Below are 17,024 nucleotides of genomic sequence, written 5' to 3'. Positions count from 1 at the left end.
GTTGCAGTGTTGGAGGCAGGAGTGACGGCCGTAGCCCCCAAGCCGATCGCGACGCGCCCGTATCCCGCGCGCGAGACGGCAAAGGGTTCGTACCTGCTGCGGTTGTTCCGCACGACGGACCACAAGCAGATCGGGATCATGTATCTGGTCTCGTCGTTCGCCTTCTTCATGATCGGCGGCGCGATGGCCATGCTCATCCGGACGGAGCTCGCCCAGCCCGGGCAGCAGTTCCTGTCCCAGGAGCAGTACAACCAGCTGTTCACCATGCACGGCACGGTGATGCTGCTGCTGTACGCGACGCCGAGCCTCTTCGGGTTCGCGAACTTCGTCCTGCCGCTGCAGATCGGCTCGCCCGACGTGGCGTTCCCGCGGCTGAACGCGTTCTCCTACTGGCTGTTCCTGTTCGGCAGCCTGATCGTGCTGTCCGGCTTCCTGACGCCCGGCGGCGCCGCCGACTTCGGCTGGTTCGCCTACACGCCGCTCTCGGACGCCATCCACTCGCCCGGCGTCGGAGCCGACCTGTGGATCGCGGGCCTGGCGGTGTCCGGTCTGGGCACGATTCTCGGCGCGGTCAACATGATCACCACGGTGGTCTGCCTGCGCGCACCGGGCATGACGATGTACCGGATGCCGATCTTCACCTGGAACATCCTGATCACGAGCATCCTGATCCTGCTCGCGTTCCCGATCCTCACCGCGGCCCTGTTCGGCCTGATGGCGGACCGGCATCTCGGCGCCCACGTGTTCGACCCGGCCAACGGCGGGGTGATCCTGTGGCAGCACCTGTTCTGGTTCTTCGGCCATCCCGAGGTCTATATCGTCGCGCTGCCGTTCTTCGGGATCGTGTCGGAGATCTTCCCGGTCTTCAGCCGCAAGCCGGTGTTCGGCTACAAGGGCCTGGTGTTCGCGACGCTGTCGATCGCGGCGCTGTCGGTGGCGGTGTGGGCGCACCACATGTACGCGACCGGCGCGGTCCTGCTGCCGTTCTTCTCCTTCATGACGTTCCTCATCGCGGTCCCGACCGGCGTGAAGTTCTTCAACTGGATCGGCACGATGTGGAAGGGCCAGCTGTCCTTCGAGACGCCGATGATCTTCTCGATGGGCTTCATCGTCACCTTCCTCTTCGGCGGTCTGACCGGCATCATGCTGGCCGCCCCGGCGATCGACTTCCACGTGTCGGACAGCTACTTCGTGGTGGCGCACTTCCACTACGTCCTCTACGGCACGATCGTGTTCGCGACCTTCGCCGGGATCTACTTCTGGTTCCCGAAGATCACCGGCCGGATGATGGACGAGAAGCTCGGGAAGTGGCACTTCTGGACCACGTTCATCGGCTTCCACACCACGTTCCTGGTCCAGCACTGGCTGGGCGCGGAAGGCATGCCGCGGCGTTACGCGGACTACCTGGCCAGCGACGGGTTCACCACGCTGAACACGATTTCCACGATCGGCGCGTACATCCTCGGTGCGTCCACGCTGCCGTTCATCTGGAACGTGTTCAAGAGCTACCGGTACGGCGAGATCGTCACGGTCGACGACCCGTGGGGCTACGGCAACTCGCTCGAGTGGGCCACGTCCTGCCCGCCGCCGCGGCACAACTTCACCGAACTGCCCCGGATCCGCTCCGAGCGGCCGGCGTTCGAACTGCACTACCCGCACATGGTCGAACGCCTCCACGCGGAAGGCGAGATCGGCTTCTTCGGCAAGGCCAAGCACGTCGGGGCCCCGTCGCAGAAGCTCGTGGACGCCACCATGCCGGGCGACCACAGCAAGGACAACGCGAGCGAGCAGTAACCCAGCGCTCGCAGGATGTGCCCGGCGCGTGCCCGGTCGAAGTTTCTCTCGGCCGGGCACGCGCCGTTTTTGCGCCCGGAGTGCCGTGGCTGGGCTCGGCTGGCTGAAACCGGCGTAAAGGCTCCCGCGGACCGACTGGGCCGCCAGACCTAGCCCGAGCACCGTTCGCGCGGCCGGTCCGCTGCCGCTCGACCTGCTCTCGGCGGAGACCTCTCGGCTGCCCGAGCCGCCCGCCTGCCGTCGCTGAGGACTGCCCGTGCCGCACCTGCCCGTGGACTCTTAGCCGTCCGCCGCGCGCGCCTGACCCCGCCGCTCACCCGGCCTCATCCGACCCGCCCAGCGTCGCTCATCGCCCGTTCGTGGCACCGGCGGTGTGAAGCACGGCACGGGGGCGTTCTGCCCGCCGCCGCGGGAGGCCAGACTGGGCGTGCCGACTCGCCGTGGCCTAAGCGTCGGTGCCGAGACGAACGAGGGATACCGAACCAGTGAGCCAGACTCCCGTCCTCATCACCACGACCGGTCCGGACAAGCCCGGGGTCTCGTCCGTGCTGTTCGCCGTGCTCACCCGGCACGACGTGGACGTGCTCGACATCGAGCAGGTGGTCATCCGCGGGCAGCTCGTGCTCGGCGTGCTCGCCGGCGTCTACCGCGACCCGGAGGGGCTCCAGGAGTCCGTCGAGCAGGCGATGGCGACCGTCGGCATGGAGGTCGAGGTCCGGATCGGCGACGCGATCGGCGCGGACCCGTTCGCGCTCGGCCGGCGCGATTCGTCGCACGTGCTCGTCCTGCTCGGGCGTCCGGTGACCGCGCGGGCGTTCTCCGAGATCGCGCGGCGGCTGGCGGGCGTCGGGGCGAACATCGACTCGATCCGCAGCGTCGCCGACTACCCGGTGACCGGGCTCGAGCTGTACGTCTCGGTGCGCGAAGACACCGAGGAAACGGACGCCGAACTGCGGTCCATGCTGGCCGACGCGGCGTCCGAGGCCAACATTGACGTCGCCGTCGAGCGCGCGGGCATCACGCGCCGGGCGAAGCGGCTGGTGGTCTTCGACGTCGACTCCACGCTCGTGCAGGGCGAGGTCATCGAGATGCTCGGTGCGTACGCCGGGGTCGAGGAGCAGGTCCGCGAGATCACCGAGGCCGCGATGCGCGGCGAGCTGAACTTCGCCGAGTCGCTGGAGCGGCGCGTTTCGCTGCTGGCCGGGCTGCCCGCCAGCGTGATGGACGAGGTCGCGGCGAAGCTCGAGCTGACCCCGGGGGCCCGCACGACCGTGCGCACGCTCAAGCGCATGGGCTTCCGCTGCGGCGTCGTCTCCGGCGGGTTTACCCAGGTCATCGACCATCTCGTGGACGACCTCGGCCTCGACTTCGCGGCGGCCAACGAACTGGAAGTCGTGGACGGCAAACTCACCGGCCGCGTGGTCGGCGACATTGTGGACCGGGCGGGCAAGGCGACCGCGCTGCGCCGGTTCGCTGGGGAGTACGGGATCCCGCTGGGCGCGTGCGTCGCGGTCGGGGACGGGGCCAACGACATCGACATGCTGGCCGCGGCCGGCATGGGCGTCGCGTTCAACGCCAAGCCCGCGCTGCGCGAGGTCGCCGACACCGCGCTCTCGCACCCGTACCTCGACGCGGTGCTGTTCGTCCTCGGCGTCACGCGCGCCGAGGTCGAGGCGGCGGACGCGGCCGACGGACTCGAACTGGCCCGCCCGTGAACCCGCTGCTCGAACCGCTGCGCGCCCGGTACGCCTCGTGGCTCGGGCTGCCCGCCGAGGACACCTCGGACACGTCCGACGAGAACCCGGACGAGGTCCGCGCGATGCCGATCATCCTGCGGATCGAACGCGCCGAACCGCCCGGCCGCACCGCACTGCTCGAAGCGGCGGCCGCGGCGGCGCTGGCGGTGTGCCTGGACGACCGCGTCCAGCCCGGCGGCGAATGGGCCGAGCCGGTGCACACGTGGCTCGACAACCGCATCCGGAAGGTCGCGCGCCGGGCTCGTGGCGCGCACTGGCAGGCGGTGCTCGACCAGCCGGGAATCACGATCGAGGTGGACGGCGCGCAGGCGCGGGCGCTCGTGCCCGGGCTGGTCAGGCAGGCCCCGAAAGAGGTCTCGCGACTGCAGATCTCCGGCAGCGAACTGCCCGCCGACACGCCCGGCCCGGCCCCGGCGGACGTCCCGTTGGTGATGCTGAACCCGGACGTCCCGATGACCGTCGGCAAGGCGTCCGCGCAGGTCGGGCACGCCACGATGATCCTCGCGGCACTGCTGCCGGACGACGAACTGGCGGCCTGGGCGGCGAAGGACTACCGGGTCGCGGTCCGCACGCCCAGCCCGGCCCGGTGGAAGGAGCTGTGCCCGGTCGAGGACCCGGAGGCGGGCTGGCGGGACAACCGCGTCATCGCCGTCCGCGACGCGGGATTCACCGAGGTCGATCCCGGCACGATCACCGTGCTGGCGCAGCAGCCCGGAACATCGGCGTGACCCGCGCGGTTGCGCCAATGCAGTGACCCGACGGGTGGAAAGGCGTCTCGGATGACCTTGGAAGTACAGCGCGAAGGCACGCACAGTTTCGTAGGCCGCAACGAGCGCGGCGCGGAAGTACGACTGGGCCGGGCCGGCGCGGAGGGCGCGTTCTCCCCGGCGGAACTGCTGCAGATCGCGGCGGCGGGCTGCTCCGCGGTGACGGCGGAACAGCTGATCACGCGGCGGGTGGGCGAGGACTCGAAGTTCCGGGTCTCCGTGACCGCCGACCGGCGCGAGGGAGCTTCGGAACTGGACGCGGTGCACGTCGCGTTCGACGTCGACGTGTCGGCGCTGGACGAAACCCAGCGGGAGGCGCTGGCGGGCGCGGTGGACCGGGCGATCGAGCGGCTGTGCACGGTGAGCCGGACGCTGAAGAAGGCGATTCCGGTGACGGAGACTTTCCCGACTGCCTGAGTCTCAGCGGTGGGCCGTCGAATCGCGCTAGTGGGCGCTTCGTGGCAAGGATGTCAGGCTGCGACGGGCGGTTCGTGAGTCGCGCAGTCAAGCGGCCGACGAAGGTCTGCGGTGGAGCGGCGCGGAAGGTCATGCCTGCCGAGCCGCTCCTGCCGGCCACAGCAGAGCCGCTGAAACCGAAACCCGCGGAGCGCCAACCCTTGCCCAGCAAGGCTTCCCTGCCGGGTCGCTTTCAGCAAAAGCAACCCGGCGTCGAGCTGATCCGGTTCAGCTTTGCCACACCACGTACGCCTGGTCGGCGTCCGTGGTCATCGCCTCGATGAACTTCTCGTTGTCGAAGCCGGGCAAGGTCTGCAGGCGTTCGATGAGGGCGTCCGCGGCCGGGTCGCCGCTCGGGACCGCGGTGCCTTTGCCGTCGTTGCCGACCAGCATGAAGAAGACGTCTTCGTTCCAGGGGCCGTCCGGGATGACTCTCACCATGACGGATTGCAGGTCCGACCACGTCACAGCTTCTTCGCTGCCATCGGCGAGCCGGCGCCGGACCCCGGTGTCGTCAACACTGACGGTCCGGGATTGGGCGCTGGACGAATCCTGGGTCAACGGTGCTCCCTGTCGTGTTCGTTCCACTCACCGTACCCGCCTGTCCGGTTCGCTCGGTCAGGCGGGCGCGGCCGCGTCGAGGCGCTTCAGTGCGTCGCGTGCGACCTGCGGATCTGTTGTCGGCCAGAACGGCGGCAGCGACGCGCGCAGGAAACCGCCGTAGCGGGCGGTGGCCAGCCGGGAATCCAGTACGGCCACTACGCCGCGGTCGGTGACCGAGCGGTGCAGCCGTCCGGTGCCCTGTGCCAGCAGCAACGCGGCGTGCGTCGCGGCGACGGTGAGGAATCCGTTGCCGCCTCGGGCTTCCACCGCGCGCTGGCGTGCGGAGGACACCGGATCGTCCGGACGGGGGAACGGGATCCGGTCCACCACCACGAGCTGCAGCGACGGCCCGGGCACGTCCACGCCCTGCCACAGCGTGAGCGTGCCGAACAGGCAGGTGCGCGCGTCTTCGGCGAATTGCCGCACCAGCAACGGCGTGGCGTCGTCGCCCTGGCAGAGGATCGGGTGGTCGAGCCGTTCCCGCATGGCCTCCGCGGCCTGTTTCGCCGCGCGCATCGAGGAGAACAGGCCCAGCGTACGGCCGCCCGCGGCTTCGACCAGTCCGGCCAGTTCGTCCATTGTGGACTCCGCGAGTCCGTCGCGGCCGGGCGGCGGCAGGTGCTTGGCGAGGTAGAGGATGCCGTTGCGGCGGTGGTCGAACGGCGAGCCGACGTCCAGTCCGGTCCACTTCGGGCCGCTGTCCTCGTCCGACGGGGCTTCCTTGTCGGTGGCCGTGCCTGGCGACTTCACCACGCGCGGGCCGCTCGGCGGGAGGCCCCATTGCCGTGCCATCGTGTCGAATTCGCCGCCGAGGGTGAGCGTCGCCGAGGTCAGCACGGTGGTGTGCTGGTTGAACACGCGCTCCCGCAACAGCCCCGCGACGCCCAGCGGCGCGACCTTCAACGCGGGCGGACGCGGGTTCGCCGAATACTTGTCGCCGGTCAGCCACACGACGTCGCGTTGGTGCGCCAGATCCTCGTCGTACGCGTCGAGCAGCCGGACCGCGGTGTCGTGCACTTCTTCGAGCAGCGACCGCGCCAGTTTGCGCGCGGTGGCCTCGCCGACGTCTTCCTTGCGATCCGAGCCCAGCGCGGTGAGGCATTCCTTCGCCGCGTCGCGCACCGCCGGGATCGCGCCCTGCAACGGGCGGGGCAGCGCGTCGAGCCTTCCGGCCGGGATGTCGTCGAGGATCAGCGCGAGGCCGTCGGACGACTCCAGCAGCCGGTCCGCGATGCCCGCGTCCATCAGCTTTCCGCAGCGCCGCGCGGCGGCCGACACCATGGCGCTGGTGAGTTCGCCGGTCGCGACCGAGGTGACCCGGTCGACCAGGTCGTGCGCCTCGTCGATGATCACCAGGTCGTGGTCCGGCAGCACCTGGTAGCCCTGCAACGCGTCGATGGCCAGCAGCGCGTGGTTGGTGACCACGACATCGGCACGACCCGCTTCGGCTCGCGCGCGTTCGGCGAAGCAATCGGTGCCGACCGGGCACTTCGCGGCGCCGAGACATTCCCTTGCGGTGACGGAAACCTGCCGCCATGCCTGGTCGGAGACGCCGGGCACCAGTTCGTCGCGGTCGCCGGTTTCGGTGTCCGACGTCCACTCGTGCAGCCGCGTGACTTCCTTGCCCAGCCGGGACACCGCGAACGGGTCGAACAGCTGCGCGTCCTCGGGCTCGTCGGCCGGGCCGGTGTCGAGCCGGTGCAGGCACAGGTAGTTGCGGCGGCCCTTGAGGATCGCGAAAGTCGGTTCGCGCCCGAGCGGCTTCTTGAGCGCCTTCGCCAGGCGCGGGAGATCGCGGTCGACCAGCTGGCGCTGCAACGCGATGGTGGCCGTGGAGACGACGACGGTGGTGTCTTTCTCCACCGCGTGCCGGATCGCGGGCACGAGGTACGCCAGCGATTTGCCGGTGCCCGTTCCCGCTTGCACGGCGAGGTGTTCGCCGGTGCGGATGGCGTGGCCGACGGCATCGGCCATCTTCACCTGGCCGGGGCGTTCAGCGCCGCCGACGGACTCCACCGCGTGGGTGAGGAGTTCGAGGACGCCGGGGAAATCGGTTCGGGCGGGCACAGCGAGACACGATAGCCGCCGGGTCCGACAGGATCTTCGATCCGGCGCGAACGGACCCCTCGCGCCGGATCGAAGCTCCCGGAAATCCGGCTCAGTCTTCCTTGCGGAAGCGCGAAACCGCGGTCCACGCGAGCGGCAGCACGCCGGCCGCGACCACGGTCTTCAGCACGTCACCGATCAGAAACGGCGTGACGCCCTTGTCGAAAGCGGTGGCGAGATCGAAGCCGGTGACGGCCATCAGCCACGGCACGCCGAAGGCGTAGATCGCGACATTGCCGAGCACCATGGTCCCCGCCATGCGCAGCGGGGTGCGGTCGCCGCCGCGGCGGGCGAGCGCGCCCACGAGCGCACCGGCGAACACGAAGCCGACGATGTAACCCGCCGAGGCCCCGGACAGCCCGGACGTGCCGCCCTGGAACCACGGGACGCCGGCCGCGCCGACGAGCAAGTACAGCAGCATCGAAGCCGCACCGCGGCGCATGCCGAGCGTCGCGCCGACGAGCAGCGCGGCGAAGGTCTGGCCGGTCATCGGCACCGGCGTGCCCGGAAGCGGGATGACCAGCTGCGCGGCCGCGCCGGTGAGCACGGCGCCGCCGGCGACCAGCGCCAGGTCGCGCACCAGGGTGCCGGGCACGAGGTCGGCCAGCACCTGACGGCGGGCCGGGAGAGACAGTGACGACACGGGACCTCCAACCACGGAAAACGGACGTCCGGGCAGGTTATCGTCGAGCGAGGCGGCGGAACGAGACAAGTTGCGTTCCTCACCACCCCTGTCTTCCGCCACACGTCCGGGTGAGCTGCGACCGTCGACGTTTGGGACCCCTGCCGCGCTGCCGATGTCGAAGCACGGGCGAAGGGAGACAGGGCGAATGCGCGGACGGATCCTGCTGGTCACCGGGGTTTTCCTAGCGACGGCACCGGCGGTGGCGCACGCCGGTCCGCCGACCTCCACCGGCTGGGGCTCGGCGGGCAGCCTCGACGTGCTGGTGGACCACGAACACGTCGTCACCGGCGAACTGGCCCGGTGCGACGCCGACGGACCGGCCTCCGCGCGCACCCCCGGCGGCGCGGCCGGCGACGTCGCGGTGTTCGGATTCGGCGGCACCACCTGCGAACGGAAGGGCCCGGTCGCGGACGTGAAGACCGGCGGGCAGCGGTTCGAATCCGACCTGCTCACCCGGTACGGCGGGCCGGAGCTGAAGGTCCGCACGTACTCGGTCGGCTGCGCCACCACGACCGATTCGGGCAGCACCGGTTCGATGTCGATCGGCGAGGTCTCCGGCTTCACCGTGCCGTCGTCGATCCCGGCGAACTACCGCGTCACGATCCCCGGCGGCGCGGCGGGCACGGCGCTGGCCACGATCACGCTGAACGAGACCGTGACGCCGCAGCCCGCCGACGGCAGCCTGGTCACGCACGCGGTGCACGTGAAGCTGTTCCCGCAAGGCGGTCCGGCGAGCGGGGACATCTACCTCGGCACCGCGGCGTGCAACCCGTACGGCAAGGGCGGCGCGCCCCAGCAATAACCGATCAGGCGGGCGGCAGGGCGGGCGTGCCGGTGTAGCGCACCCCCGCCTCGTCGAAGTCCTTCAGCGTCGCGTCCACCGTCGGCTGCGAGCCGCCGACGGTCAGGTCCAGCAGCACCTGCACGTTGAACCCGGCGCCCGCGGCGTCGAGGGCGGTGGCGCGCACGCAGAAGTCCGTCGCGATGCCGACGACGTCGACGTCGGTCACCTCGTGCGCGCGCAGCCATTCCTCGAGTGTCTTGCCGTCGCCGGACTTGCCCTCGAAACCGGAGTACGCGGCGGTGTACTCGCCCTTCGAGAACACCGCCTCGACCGGCACGACATCCAGCGCCGAGTGGAACGACGCGCCCGCCGTGCCCGCGACGCAGTGCGGGGGCCAGCTGGTGTTGAAGTCGGGCGTGTCGCTGAAGTGGTCGCCCGGGTCGATGTGGTGGTCGCGGGTGGCGACGATGTGCGTGTAGCCGCCTTCGGCCATCTTCTGCGAGATGGCCGCCGCGGCAGCCGCCCCGCCCGGCAGGCCGAGCGAGCCTCCCTCGCAGAAGTCGTTCTGCACATCCACCACGATCAGTGCGGTTCCCATGGTCGGCTCCCTACAGAAAAGTCGTCGGTATCGCGGGCTCGCCGTGCGAGAGCTTGAGGCCCTCCCACGGCAGGCTCACCTGCGCGCGCCGCAACCGGGCCCGCGCGTCGTCCAGTGTGGGCAGATCCTCCACCGGCGCGCCATCTCGCACCAGAGGAATCTGCAGGTCGAGATCGTTCTCTCCGGGTTCCGGGCGGCCGCTCGCGGCGGTCCAGACCACTTCCTCGACCGCGGTCCCGGTGCTGCGGTGGCGGCGCAGCGCGTGCTTGCGCCCGCCGCGGGATTCCTTGTGCGCACTGCGTTTCGCGACCGGGCGGCCGTCGACCTCGACCAGCTTGTACACCATCCCGGCGGTCGGCGCGCCGGATCCGGTGACCACCGAGGTGCCGACGCCGTACGCGTCCACCGGCTCCGCGCGCAGCGCCGCGATCGCGTGCTCGTCGAGGTCGCCGGACACCACGATCCGGGTGTCCTTCGCGCCGAGCGCGTCGAGCTGGTCGCGGGCCTTGCGGGCGAGCGGGCCGACGTCGCCGGAGTCGATCCGGATCGCGCCCAGCTCCGGGCCGGCGACGCGCACGGCCGCCTCGATGCCCGCGGTGATGTCGTAGGTGTCCACCAGAAGCGTGGTGTCCGGACCCATTTTGCTGACCTGGGCGCGGAACGCGGCTTCCTCGCTGTCGTGCAGCAGCATGAAGGCGTGCGCGACGGTGCCGCGGGTGGGGATCCCGTAGCGGCGGCCCGCCTCGAGGTTCGACGTGGTGGCGAATCCGGCCAGGTAGGAGGCGCGCGCGGCGGCGACCGCGGCGTACTCGTGCGTGCGCCGTCCGCCCATCTCGATGATCGGCCTGCCGTGCGCCGCGCCGGACATCCGCGCCGCCGCCGAGGCGATCGCGCTGTCGTGGTTGAGGATCGACAGCACCACCGTCTCCAGCACCACCGCTTCGGCGAAACTGCCGGTCACGGTGAGGATCGGCGAACCGGGGAAGTACAGGTCGCCTTCGCGGTAGCCGTCGATGTCGCCGCGGAACTCGTAGTCGGCCAGCCACGCCAGCGTTTCCGGGTCGACGACCGCGGTCTGCTCCAGCATGGCCAGTTCGGCGTCGGTGAAGCGGAAGTCGGCGATCGCGTCGAGCACGCGCGCGGTGCCCGCGACGACGCCGTAGCGGCGGCCGTCGGGAAGCCTTCGCGCGAAGACCTCGAACACGCACGGCCGGTCGGCCGTCCCGTCCGCGAGCGCGCTCGCCAGCATGGTCAGCTCGTAATGGTCGGTGAGCAGCGCCGTGCTGGCGCTGGTGACCGGCTCGGGGGAACCCATGGGAGCAGCCTATTCACTCACATGGACGGACCTGGCGCGGCGTACCGGGATGGCCCCGTGACACCATGGTGTGCATGTCCACGCCTGTCGCATCCGAACAGACGCAGGTCGATCCACTCGGGGCCGAGCTGGCCGAATCCGACCAGCCCTGGCGGACGATCGTCTGGAACGATCCGGTCAACCTGATGTCGTACGTGACGTACGTCTTCCAGAAGCTGTTCGGCTACAGCCGGGACCACGCCACGAAGCTGATGCTCGACGTGCACAACAAGGGCAGGGCGATCGTGTCGTCCGGTTCGAAGGAGAAGGTGGAGACCGACGTGGCGAAGCTGCACGCGGCGGGCCTGTGGGCGACCATGGAACAGCCCTCGTGAAGGCCTGGCGGCGCAAGGGGGACGCCATCCTCGCCGGGTTCGAACAGCAGGAGGCCGCGGTGCTGCGCGGCCTGGTCGGGCAGCTCGAGGACATGCTCACCGCGCGGGCCGAGGAGGCCCCGCAGGACGAACTGGCCGAGCTGACCGGGATCCGCACCGGGCCCGCCGAATCGCCGGACGACCCGGTGCTGTCGCGGCTGCTGCCGGACTTCCACCGGCTCGACCCGGACAACCCGAGCCGCGAGGACCTCGATTCGGCGGCGGCGATGCGGTCGCTGCACGAACCGGAGCTGCTGGAGAAGAAGGTCGGCGTCGCGAAGATCGTGCTGGACACGCTCCCGCGCGACGGCGGTTCGGTCAAGCTGTCGTTCGAGCAGGCCGACGCCTGGCTCGGCGCGTTGAACGACGTCCGGCTGGCGCTGGGCACGGCGCTCGACGTCACCGAGGACATGCCGGACGAACTGCCGGAAGACGACCCCCGCGCACCCCATCTCGGCGTCTACCATTGGCTGACATGGGTGCAGGAGACGCTGATCCAAGCGCTGACCGCCTGACCGGCGGGAAAATCACCGACGTTCCCGGCGTTCTCGTAGGCCATCACCAACGGCTCGGCGACGGCTGGGCGAGCGGAACCACTGTCGTGCTCGTGCCGGACGGGGCGACCGGCGCGGTCGACCAGCGCGGCGGCGCGCCCGGCACTCGCGAAACCAACCTGCTGGAGCCGGAAAACCTGGTACAGCAGGTGAATGCGGTCTGCCTGTCCGGCGGAAGCGCCTACGGGCTCGCTGCGGCGGACGGCGTGATGCGGTGGCTGTCCGAGCGGAACTACGGGTTTCCCGTTGGCGCGCAGCCGTATGAGGTGGTGCCGATCGTGCCCGCGGCGGTGCTGTTCGACCTGCCGCGCAGCGCGTGGGGCAATCGGCCGGACGCCGATTTCGGTTACGCCGCTTGCGAAGCCGCCGGGGAGACCTTCGCGATGGGCACTGTCGGCGCGGGCTCCGGTGCCGTTGTCGGTTCGCTCAAGGGCGGCATCGGGACGGCGAGCGAGGTCGTCGGCGACGTGACGGTCGGCGCGATCGCCGCGGTGAACGCGGCGGGCCAGGCCGTGGATTTCGCGACGGGGCGGGCTTTTGCCGCTGATCACGAGGTGGACGGCGAGTTCGGCGTCCGCTGGCCGGATCGGCCCGGTGAGGTGCCGGGGCAGCGGACCGATCTGAACACCACGATCGGTGTGGTGGCTTGCGATGCGGCGTTGACGAAGGCAGAGGCACGCCGGTTGACGGTCGCCGCGCAGGACGGATTGGCGCGCGCGGTGCGTCCGGCGCACTCGATGTTCGACGGCGACACTGTGTTCGCGCTGGCGACGGGCGCGCAGCAGTTGCCGGGGGAGCCCGGGTCGTTCGCCGTGGCGGCGCGAGCGGGCGCACTGGACGCCTTGTGCTCGGCGGCGGCGCGGGTGTTCGCGCGGGCGATGGTGCACGGACTGCTGGCGGCGACCTCAGCGGCCGGTATCCCGGCTTATCGGGATGTGTGGCCGGAGGCGCTGACGGTCAGAACGGGTCCTTAGGGAGCGCGTCCTCGCTCCGCTCGAGGTCGGCGGCGCGCACGGTGGCCACGTACTCGTCGTCGATCTCCAGCACCAAGCCGCCGAACGACACCGTCGGCCCGAGCGAGGGATGCAGGTCCACCGGGCCCAGTTCGGTCGAGCGCGGCAAGTGCGCCCACACCGAAACCGGCCTCCACCGGCGGAAAGTGCTGCAGGCGAGCACCGTGACGTGCCGGTCGGTGACCACGACGACGAAGTTCCGGTGCGCGGCCATCATCGAAACCATCAGCGATGTGGCGGGGAACACGTACTGGACGACGTCCCCTTCGGCCAGCAGGCCACGGCAGCGTTCGCGGATCTTCGACGACACCGGCATCCCGTTATTGTGCCCTGACCTGCGGATGAGCGGTAGCTCTCACAGTGTGGACTCGTTCGGTCCACGAACTAAGATGTCCGTGTGCTCCGGATCCGCCGTGAACTCGTCGACGAGATCGTCGCCCACGCCCGCCGTGACCACCCCGACGAAGCGTGCGGGGTGGTGGCCGGTCCTGCCGGCTCGGACCGCCCCGAGCGGTTCATCCCGATGCTGAACGCGGCCCGCTCGCCGACGTTCTACGAGTTCGACTCGGGCGACCTGCTCAAGCTGTACCGCGAGATGGACGCGAACGACGAGGTCCCGGTGGTCATCTACCACTCGCACACCGCGACCGAGGCCTATCCGTCGCGCACCGACGCGAACATCGCCGCCGAACCCGACGCGCACTACGTGCTCGTCTCGACAAGAGAGCCCGATTCGCACGAGTTCCGCTCGTACCGGATCGTGGACGCCGAGATCACCGAGGAGCCGGTCGAGATCGTCGACTGAACTCTCGCGGAATAAAGCGCGGCGTCCGATACGTCAGCGTGTAGGAACCCACCCGGAGGTAGAAAACCATGGCCGTGACCGTGTCCATCCCGACCATCCTGCGCACCCACACCGGCGGCGAGAAGTCCGTCGAGGCGTCGGGCAAGACTGTCCTCGAGATCATCGACGACGTCGAGTCGCGGCACGCCGGGCTGAAGGCGCGCCTGGTCAAGGAGGAGAAGCTGCACCGCTTCATCAACGTCTACGTCAACGACGAGGACGTGCGCTTCTCCGGCGGGCTCGACGCCGAGGTCAAGGACGGCGACACCCTGACCATCCTGCCCGCCGTCGCGGGCGGCGCGCGCTGAGCCGATGACCCGCTACGAGTCCCTCCTCGACGCGCTCGGCGGCACGCCGCTCGTCGGCCTGCCCCGCCTGTCGCCCACCGACGAGGTGCGGCTGTGGGCGAAGCTCGAGGACCGCAACCCGACCGGCTCGATCAAGGACCGGCCCGCGCTGGCCATGATCGAGGCGGCGGAGCGGGACGGCATCCTGCGGCGCGGGTCCACGATCCTCGAGCCGACCTCGGGCAACACCGGGATTTCGCTGGCCATGGCCGCGAAGCTCAAGGGCTACGGCCTGGTGTGCGTGATGCCGGAGAACACCTCGGCCGAACGCAAGCAGCTGCTGCAGGCGTACGGCGCGCGGATCGTGTTCTCGCCCGCCGCGGGCGGCTCGAACGAGGCCGTGCGGCGGGCCAAGGAGCTGGCGAAGCAGAACCCCGACTGGGTGATGCTCTACCAGTACGGCAACCCGGCCAACGCGGACGCGCACTACCGCGGGACCGGGCCGGAGCTGCTGAAGGACCTGCCGACGCTGACGCATTTCGTCGGCGGCCTCGGGACGACCGGGACGCTGGTCGGGGTCGGCCGGTACCTGCACGAGCACAAGCCGGACGTCCAGGTCATCGCGGCCGAGCCCCGGTACGGAGAGCTGGTGTACGGCCTGCGCAACCTCGACGAGGGGTTCGTGCCGGAGCTGTACGACGAAAGTGTGCTCAACGGACGCTATTCGGTGGGGGCGTACGACGCTCTCCGGCGGACGCGGGAGCTGCTGGAGCACGAGGGCATTTTCGCCGGGATCTCCACCGGAGCGGTGCTGCACGCCGCGCTCGGGGTCGCGGAGAAGGCCGCAGCCCGCGGCGAGACGGCGGACGTGGCTTTCGTGGTCGCGGACGCCGGCTGGAAGTACCTGTCGACCGGCGCGTATTCCGGGTCGCTGGACGAAGCGGCGGAACGGCTTGACGGTCAGCTCTGGGCCTGACCTAGCGCTCGTGAGGGGAGCCCGGGCGGGTTCCCCTCACGGCAGCAATCCCTTGACGAGCGCGTGCACGCCTCGTTCGTAATTGTCTTGTGCGGTAAGGGTTTCCCAGCGCGGGCCGATCTGGGCGAGCGCTGGGAATTCCGTCGCGTCCAGTTCCGCGAAGACTCGCTGGCGATAGGTGTCGCCGCCCTGATCGCGCCGTCGCGCGGCGGCCGCGCGTGAGCTGATCTCGCCGAGCGTGTAGTGCCACACCGCTCGGTAGACCTCCACCGCCGCCTCGATCGGCAGCCCGGCTTTTCCCGCCGCCGCAACGATTTTCTCCGGGTACCACAGCCCGCCGACTGACAGCAGGTCGTCGGAGCGCAGCACTTCCACGATCCACGGGCAGTTCGCCAGCCCGTCCCGCATCGCCGTCGCGACCGCCACGATCCGGTCGCACGGTTCCTCGGGGAGGTTCTCCGGCCGAGGCATTTCGCGGTGCGCGTAGTCGTCGAGCAGCAGAAGAAGCAGCCCCTCTTTGTCGCGCACGTGGTGATACAGCGCCATCGCCGTGCTGCCGACCTCCCGGGCGAGGCGGCGCATGGTCAGCGCGTCGACGCCTTCGGAGTCGATGACCCGGTGTGCGGCGGCCACGATGTCGGCCTTGGAGATCTTCGGCGGTCGGCCGGTGCGCGCTGGCATGCCGCCATGCTACTTTTTATACATGTACAAAAACTACTGGGGGACGGTCGCCGCGCTGGCGTTCGCGGTGGCGGTCGGGACTTTGCAGATGACCGTGGTGGTGCCGTTGCTGCCGCAGCTGCAGCTCAAGCTGGGGGTGCCGCTGAGCTCGGTGTCGTGGGCGCTGACCGCGGGGCTGCTGGCGGGCGCGGTCGCGATTCCGCTGGTCGCGCAGCTGGGCGACCTCTACGGCAGGCGCACGATGTCGCTGGTCGTGCTCGCGTTGCTGGTCGGGGGATCGGTGCTGGGGGCGGTCGCGGAATCGTTGCCGCTGCTGGTCGTCGGCCGGATCCTGCAAGGGACCGCCGCGCCGTTGCTGCCGCTGGCGATCGGCCAGGTCAGGAACGTGCTGCCGCCTCGGTCGCTGCCGACCGCGATCGGCGTGCTGAGCGCGACGATCGGCGCGGGCAGCGGCGGCGGGATGATCCTCGCCGGGCTCGCCGGCGGCGATCACCAGCTGGTGTTCTGGGTGCTGGCGGCGCTCGGCGTGGTGGCGTTCGCGCTGGTCGCCGCGGTCCGGGAGGACCGGACGGCCGAGGCCCGGAGCGGTTCGCCGGATCTGCTGGGCGCGGTGCTGGTGTCGGGATGGCTGATCTGCCTGCTGCTGGCGATCAGCAAGGGTTCCGAATGGGGCTGGGCGACCGTCGGGCTCCTGGTCACGGCCGTGGTGCTGGCGGCGGTGTGGGTGGCGACGGCGCGGCGCACGAAGACGCCATTGATTGAGATTCCCATGCTGCTGCACCGAAAAACGGTCGGCGCGACAGTGGCGTCTTTCCTGCTCGGTTTCGCTTTGTTCGCCACGATCATGACGCTTTCCGCGTACGCGCAGGGGATGCTCGGGGCGTCGGTGTTGCAGGTGGGGCTTTATCTCTTGCCGACGACGATCTTGATGCTCGTGGTTTCCGTGCTGGCCGGTGCGTTGATGCGCCGGTTCAGCGCGCCCGCCCTGGTCGCAGGCGGTTCGGCGGTGGTGCTGGTGGCCGCGTTGTGGCTGACGTTGCTGCCTGGCGACGGACTGGGTCTCTATGCCGTCGCAGCGGTGCTGGGGCTGGGCATCGGGCTCGGTTACGCCGCGCTGGGCACGATGGCGGTCGAGCACGTCGAGCCCGCGAAGACGGCCGCGGCGGGCGGGATCAACGCGCTGGTCCGGGTGGTGGGCAGCAGCCTCGCCGGAGCGGTGGGCGCGGTGGTGCTGTCGGCGGGCGGTCCGGGATGGAGCTTCGCGGTGGCGGCGGTGGCCGCGCTGCTTTCCGCCTTGTTCGCCGCGGCCTACGGAAACTTGCTGCGGAAGCCCGCAATGGTCTGACTGGCGGTCCGTGAAGACATCCCTGGGTTTTGTTTGTCAAGCGGCT

The 17,024-nt window shown here is 70.1% G+C and carries 19 protein-coding genes; 12 read left to right on the top strand and 7 right to left on the bottom strand.

Annotated elements, in window-relative coordinates:
• The first annotated feature begins 21 nt into the window (after positions 1–21).
• From ctaD to EIZ44_RS37600, 4 genes are all read left to right on the top strand, one after another.
• Positions 22–1,794, top strand: coding sequence for an aa3-type cytochrome oxidase subunit I (gene ctaD / locus EIZ44_RS37615; RefSeq protein ID WP_037815289.1), 1,773 nt, complete (start codon positions 22–24; stop codon positions 1,792–1,794).
• Between the two features lie 485 nt (positions 1,795–2,279).
• Positions 2,280–3,509, top strand: a complete 1,230-nt coding sequence (serB, locus tag EIZ44_RS37610; RefSeq protein ID WP_037815286.1) for a phosphoserine phosphatase SerB — start codon at positions 2,280–2,282, stop codon at positions 3,507–3,509.
• Positions 3,506–4,279, top strand: a complete 774-nt coding sequence (locus EIZ44_RS37605) for a peptidyl-tRNA hydrolase (RefSeq protein WP_134733869.1) — start codon at positions 3,506–3,508, stop codon at positions 4,277–4,279. Before serB ends, EIZ44_RS37605 begins: the two co-directional genes overlap by 4 nt.
• 51 nt (positions 4,280–4,330) lie before the next feature.
• Positions 4,331–4,735, top strand: a complete 405-nt coding sequence (locus EIZ44_RS37600; RefSeq protein ID WP_134667353.1) for an OsmC family protein — start codon at positions 4,331–4,333, stop codon at positions 4,733–4,735.
• 267 nt (positions 4,736–5,002) lie between these two features.
• Here EIZ44_RS37600 and EIZ44_RS37595 read toward each other — a convergent pair whose 3' ends face one another.
• The 3 genes from EIZ44_RS37595 to EIZ44_RS37585 all read right to left on the bottom strand — a co-directional run bounded on the left by EIZ44_RS37595 (position 5,003) and on the right by EIZ44_RS37585 (position 8,126).
• Positions 5,003–5,335 carry a hypothetical protein gene (locus tag EIZ44_RS37595; RefSeq protein ID WP_037815281.1) on the bottom strand — a complete coding sequence of 111 codons (333 nt, stop codon included), beginning with the start codon at positions 5,333–5,335 and terminating at the stop codon, positions 5,003–5,005.
• Positions 5,336–5,392: 57 nt separating this feature from the next.
• Positions 5,393–7,444: an ATP-dependent DNA helicase gene (locus EIZ44_RS37590; RefSeq protein ID WP_037815279.1), complete on the bottom strand. Its 2,052-nt coding sequence runs from the start codon at positions 7,442–7,444 to the stop codon at positions 5,393–5,395.
• Positions 7,445–7,535: 91 nt separating this feature from the next.
• Complete coding sequence (locus EIZ44_RS37585) at positions 7,536–8,126, bottom strand: biotin transporter BioY (protein ID WP_043827846.1); 591 nt, start codon at positions 8,124–8,126, stop codon at positions 7,536–7,538.
• A gap of 187 nt (positions 8,127–8,313) precedes the next feature.
• On the opposite strand from EIZ44_RS37585, the gene EIZ44_RS37580 reads away from it, so the two are divergent.
• Positions 8,314–8,970 (top strand): choice-of-anchor P family protein, encoded by a 657-nt coding sequence (locus tag EIZ44_RS37580; protein WP_167754400.1) that lies wholly within the window; start codon positions 8,314–8,316, stop codon positions 8,968–8,970.
• A gap of 4 nt (positions 8,971–8,974) precedes the next feature.
• Here the strand turns inward: EIZ44_RS37580 and EIZ44_RS37575 are convergent, their stop codons facing one another.
• Both EIZ44_RS37575 and EIZ44_RS37570 read right to left on the bottom strand, forming a co-directional pair.
• Positions 8,975–9,550, bottom strand: coding sequence for an isochorismatase family protein (locus EIZ44_RS37575; RefSeq protein WP_037815275.1), 576 nt, complete (start codon positions 9,548–9,550; stop codon positions 8,975–8,977).
• A 10-nt stretch (positions 9,551–9,560) separates the two neighbouring features.
• Positions 9,561–10,865 (bottom strand): nicotinate phosphoribosyltransferase, encoded by a 1,305-nt coding sequence (locus EIZ44_RS37570; RefSeq protein WP_134733868.1) that lies wholly within the window; start codon positions 10,863–10,865, stop codon positions 9,561–9,563.
• A gap of 74 nt (positions 10,866–10,939) precedes the next feature.
• Between EIZ44_RS37570 and clpS the strand changes: the two genes are divergently transcribed.
• From clpS to EIZ44_RS37555, 3 genes are read left to right on the top strand one after another with little or no spacing between them, the layout of a single operon-like run.
• Positions 10,940–11,239, top strand: coding sequence for an ATP-dependent Clp protease adapter ClpS (gene clpS / locus EIZ44_RS37565; protein WP_037718267.1), 300 nt, complete (start codon positions 10,940–10,942; stop codon positions 11,237–11,239).
• Positions 11,236–11,793, top strand: coding sequence for a DUF2017 domain-containing protein (locus tag EIZ44_RS37560; RefSeq protein WP_037815272.1), 558 nt, complete (start codon positions 11,236–11,238; stop codon positions 11,791–11,793). Before clpS ends, EIZ44_RS37560 begins: the two co-directional genes overlap by 4 nt.
• Positions 11,754–12,806 carry a P1 family peptidase gene (locus tag EIZ44_RS37555; protein WP_051729093.1) on the top strand — a complete coding sequence of 351 codons (1,053 nt, stop codon included), beginning with the start codon at positions 11,754–11,756 and terminating at the stop codon, positions 12,804–12,806. The genes EIZ44_RS37560 and EIZ44_RS37555 overlap by 40 nt, the downstream gene beginning before the upstream one ends.
• Here EIZ44_RS37555 and EIZ44_RS37550 read toward each other — a convergent pair.
• Positions 12,790–13,161, bottom strand: coding sequence for a hypothetical protein (locus EIZ44_RS37550; protein WP_134667356.1), 372 nt, complete (start codon positions 13,159–13,161; stop codon positions 12,790–12,792). The genes EIZ44_RS37555 and EIZ44_RS37550 overlap by 17 nt on opposite strands.
• Positions 13,162–13,242: 81 nt before the next feature.
• Between EIZ44_RS37550 and EIZ44_RS37545 the strand changes: the two genes are divergently transcribed.
• The 3 genes from EIZ44_RS37545 (at position 13,243) to EIZ44_RS37535 (ending at position 14,952) form a co-directional block, all read left to right on the top strand.
• A complete protein-coding gene (locus EIZ44_RS37545) occupies positions 13,243–13,650 on the top strand; it encodes a M67 family metallopeptidase (protein WP_037815268.1) in 408 nt (135 codons plus the stop codon).
• 68 nt (positions 13,651–13,718) lie between these two features.
• The gene (locus EIZ44_RS37540; protein ID WP_009082495.1) at positions 13,719–13,997 is read left to right on the top strand and encodes a MoaD/ThiS family protein; all 279 of its coding nucleotides are present in this window, start codon (positions 13,719–13,721) and stop codon (positions 13,995–13,997) included.
• Between the two features lie 4 nt (positions 13,998–14,001).
• The gene (locus tag EIZ44_RS37535) at positions 14,002–14,952 is read left to right on the top strand and encodes a PLP-dependent cysteine synthase family protein (protein WP_134733867.1); all 951 of its coding nucleotides are present in this window, start codon (positions 14,002–14,004) and stop codon (positions 14,950–14,952) included.
• 36 nt (positions 14,953–14,988) lie between these two features.
• On the opposite strand, the gene EIZ44_RS37530 is transcribed toward EIZ44_RS37535, so the two are convergent.
• Positions 14,989–15,633, bottom strand: a complete 645-nt coding sequence (locus EIZ44_RS37530; protein ID WP_134733866.1) for a TetR/AcrR family transcriptional regulator — start codon at positions 15,631–15,633, stop codon at positions 14,989–14,991.
• 22 nt (positions 15,634–15,655) lie between these two features.
• On the opposite strand from EIZ44_RS37530, the gene EIZ44_RS37525 reads away from it, so the two are divergent.
• Complete coding sequence (locus EIZ44_RS37525; RefSeq protein ID WP_134733865.1) at positions 15,656–16,978, top strand: MFS transporter; 1,323 nt, start codon at positions 15,656–15,658, stop codon at positions 16,976–16,978.
• Positions 16,979–17,024: the final 46 nt, after the last annotated feature.

Source organism: Amycolatopsis nivea (assembly GCF_004522235.1).
GTDB lineage: Bacteria > Actinomycetota > Actinomycetes > Mycobacteriales > Pseudonocardiaceae > Amycolatopsis > Amycolatopsis nivea.
Note: the sequence above shows the minus strand (reverse complement) of the source record. Positions and strands in the feature narration are given on the sequence as shown.